Source organism: Sphingobium sp. C100 (assembly GCF_000508185.1).
In the GTDB taxonomy this organism is placed as follows: domain Bacteria; phylum Pseudomonadota; class Alphaproteobacteria; order Sphingomonadales; family Sphingomonadaceae; genus Sphingobium.
This window is the reverse complement of record NZ_AYOY01000073.1, coordinates 1-3,351: the sequence shown is the minus strand read 5'-3', so window position 1 is coordinate 3,351 and position 3,351 is coordinate 1. Positions and strand designations below refer to the sequence as shown.

The following is a 3,351-nucleotide window of genomic DNA, read 5'->3' as shown; positions in this document are numbered from 1 at the left end:
GTGCCGGGGCGGTGGTCGGCAGGGCGGCGGGTGCGGCCGCCGGGGCGGCGAAGGCGACGCTGATGTCTTCGTCCAGAAAAGCGCTGACGGGCGCGCCGAGCGGGATTTTCGCGCTGGTGCCGGTGGTGAAGAAACCGGCGACGGGGACAAAGGCGATCGCGGCGACGACGCCTGCGGTGCCGGTGACGCCCTTGTCATCGAACTGGCCGGTCAGGCGGATCTGGTTGCCGTTGGCGCGGACATAGAGAACGCGGCCGTTGATGCGGCCGGACTTGCCCCACATGCCCTTGTTGCGGACGTCGGTGATTTCACCCACGACCGGGCTGCCGAGCGGGATGACGGTCTGGCCGCCCAGCATCACGGCTTCGGCGACTTCGAGCTGGACGCGCTGGCCGATGCGCAGCTTCTTGCCTTCGGTCGTGAGCGGTTCGGCGGTTTTGAGCGAGAGTTGCATCCCCGCGCGCAGGACATTGCCGGCGGGCGTGGCGATGATGGTGGCGACCGGTGCGGCGGGCGCGGTCGTCACCTGGGCAAGGACGGACGGCGCGCAGGCGCAGGCAATCACGCCGAGGACGGCGCTGGCAACGAATTTCATGAAATAAACCCCCAAATGAATCGGCTCCCCCAGAGCCGAGACACAGGGACTGCTATTGGCAAGGCAAGTCGTCAAGCGATAAATATTTGATCGATATTGGTCTTTACTTGAATATTGGCTGGGGAGGCGGACCGGTGGCCGCGACGGCTTTACAGATGTGCAACAGGCGATATGACCTTGGGGTCATGAAAAAGCTGATCCTGATCGCCGCCGCTGCCTCCGCATTGTGCAGCCCCGCCCTGGCCCGGACGAACACGGCCGTGACTGGCCCGGTCGCAACGAAAGCGCCCGATCCGGCGCGGCTGAAGGCGAGCGTTGAAAAGCTGGTGCGCTTTGGCACGCGGCATACTTTGTCGTCCGCGACCGACCCCAAGCGCGGGATCGGCGCGGCGCGGCGCTGGGGCGGACAGGAATTCGAGCGGATTTCCAAGGGCTGTGGCGGGTGCCTGACGGTCGAGACGGTGGCGGATCGCTTCACCGGGCCGCGCGCGCCCGACGGGGTCGAGGTGGTCGATGTGCTGGCGATCCAGAAAGGGACGGGCTGGTCGGATTCCGGCCCGAACCAGGTGGTGATCGTCGCCGGGCATATCGACAGCCGCGTGACCGATGTCATGAACGCGACCAGCGACGCGCCGGGCGCGAACGACAATGCGTCGGGCAGCGCGCTGGTGATCGAGGCGGCGCGGGTGCTGGCGGGCGAAAAATTCGACGGGACGATCGTCTACGCCCTGTTGTCGGGCGAGGAACAGGGGCTGTGGGGCGGCAAGTTGCTGGCGGCCACGGCCAAGGCGCGCGGCTGGCAGGTGCGCGCGATGCTGAACAACGACATCGTCGGCAACACGCTGGGCCAGAATGGCCAGATCGTCGCCGACCGGGTCCGCGTGTTTTCCGAGGGCATCCGCTTTTCCGAGGACGCCAAGGCGAACCTGACGCGGCGGGCGATCGGGGGCGAGGATGACGGACCGTCCCGCGCGCTGGCCAAGAAGATCGACGGGATCGCGGCGGCCAATCCGCAGATCGGGCTGGACGTGTTCGCGGTGCGGCGGTTCGACCGGTTCGGACGCGGCGGGGACCATTCGCCCTTCCTGGAGCTGGGCTTTCCCGCGGTGCGCTTTTCGGTGGGGATCGAGAATTACGACCGGCAGCATCAGGATTTGCGGACCGAAAATGGCCGGGTCTATGGCGACACGGTGGAGGCGATGGATTTCCCCTATCTGGCGAAGGTGACGGCGCTGAACGTCGCGGCATTGCGCGAACTGGCCGATGCGCCGGCGGCGCCGGCCAGCGTATCGCTGGACGGGGCGGTGTCGATGGATACGCGGGTGTTCTGGGACGCGGTTCCGGGGGCGGCGGCCTATCATGTCTATTGGCGGCGGGCGGACGCGCAGGATTGGACCGACAGCCGGATGGTGACGGGCGCGACCGAGACTTTGCTGAAGGATGTGGTGGTGGACGATCATTTCATCGGCGTCGCGGCGGTTGCGAAGGACGGGGCGGAAAGCCTGGTGACCTTTGGCGGCATGGCGCCGCGCCGGTAGCGACAGGCTGGCAACAGGCGCGCGCTGCGGGGCGCGGATGACGATGTGGGAAAGGGCCGTCCGGTGGGGCGGCCCTTTTTTTGCGTCGGCCGGGGTTGGATGGGGGAGGGGGGATGCAGGTTTCGGATCGGGATTGGCTGGATGGCCGGGCGCAGGCCGAGCGGAAGGAGATTTTCCGGAAACTGACGGCGCGCGTCGCCGGAGCGCTGGAACGGGAATGGTCGTTTGTGGCCCGGCGCGAGCAACTGGCGCCCGAAGGGGACTGGCGCATCTGGCTGATGATGGCGGGGCGCGGTTTCGGCAAGACGCGCGCGGGCGCGGAATGGGTGCTGGGCATCGCAAAGGCCGATCCGTCCGCGCGGATCGCCCTGGTGGGCGCGACGCTGGGCGAGGCGCGCAGCGTGATGGTGGAGGGCGCGTCGGGGCTGTTGTCGATATCGCCGGGATGGGCGCGGCCGGCCTATGCGCCCGCGCTGCGCAAGCTGACCTGGCCCAATGGCGCGATGGCGACGCTGTTCGGCGCGGCCGAGCCGGAATCGCTGCGCGGGCCGCAGTTCAGCCATGGCTGGGCCGACGAAATCGCCAAATGGGCGGGCGGCGAGGCGGCCTGGCATAATCTGATGATGGGGATGCGGCTGGGCAGCGACCCGCGCACGGTGGCGACGACGACGCCACGGCCGGTGCCGCTGGTGCGGGCGCTGGTGGCGCGGGCCGGGGACGGACGACGCGGCGACCTGGTGGTGACGCGCGGGCGGACGGCGGACAATGCGGCCAATCTGGCGCCCGGCTTCGTCGCGGCGATGATGGACAGCTATGGCGGCACGCGGCTGGGGCGGCAGGAACTGGACGGCGAGCTGATCGAGGAGGCGGAAGGCGCGCTGTGGACGCGCGACCTGATCGAGCGGTGCCGGGTGCGGCATGTGCCGGACGGCGGCGTGCTGACGCGCGTGGTGGTGGCGGTCGACCCGCCCGCTTCGGCCGATGGCGATGCGTGCGGCATCGTCGTCGCCGGGCTGGGCGGCGACGGGCGCGCCTATGTGATCGCGGATGCGAGCGTCGGGGGCATGCGGCCCGAAGGCTGGGCGCGCGCGGTCGCGGCGGCGGCGATGGTGCATGGCGCGGACAAGGTGGTGGCCGAGGCGAATAATGGCGGCGCGATGGTGGAAAGCGTGCTGCGCGCGGCGGAAAAGGCGCTGCCGGTGCGGCTGGTCCATGCCA

General features: G+C 69.2%; 3 protein-coding genes. 2 read left to right on the top strand and 1 reads right to left on the bottom strand.

Annotated elements, in window-relative coordinates:
* Positions 1-595 (bottom strand): hypothetical protein (locus C100_RS31095; RefSeq protein ID WP_024018950.1); only part of this gene is annotated, 595 nt, incomplete at its 3' end.
* Positions 596-780: 185 nt separating this feature from the next.
* On the opposite strand from C100_RS31095, the gene C100_RS31090 reads away from it, so the two are divergent.
* Entirely contained in the window at positions 781-2,133 is a 1,353-nt protein-coding gene (locus tag C100_RS31090; protein ID WP_024018949.1) for a M28 family peptidase, read from the top strand.
* Positions 2,134-2,246: 113 nt separating this feature from the next.
* Positions 2,247-3,351 (top strand): terminase large subunit domain-containing protein (locus C100_RS0124215; RefSeq protein WP_037529914.1); only part of this gene is annotated, 1,105 nt, incomplete at its 3' end.

Bases quoted from the DNA above. Each gene is read 5' to 3' on its own strand.
- C100_RS31090 (WP_024018949.1), top strand. From the start codon at position 781: ATGAAAAAGCTGATCCTGATCGCCGCCGCTGCCTCCGCATTGTGCAGC.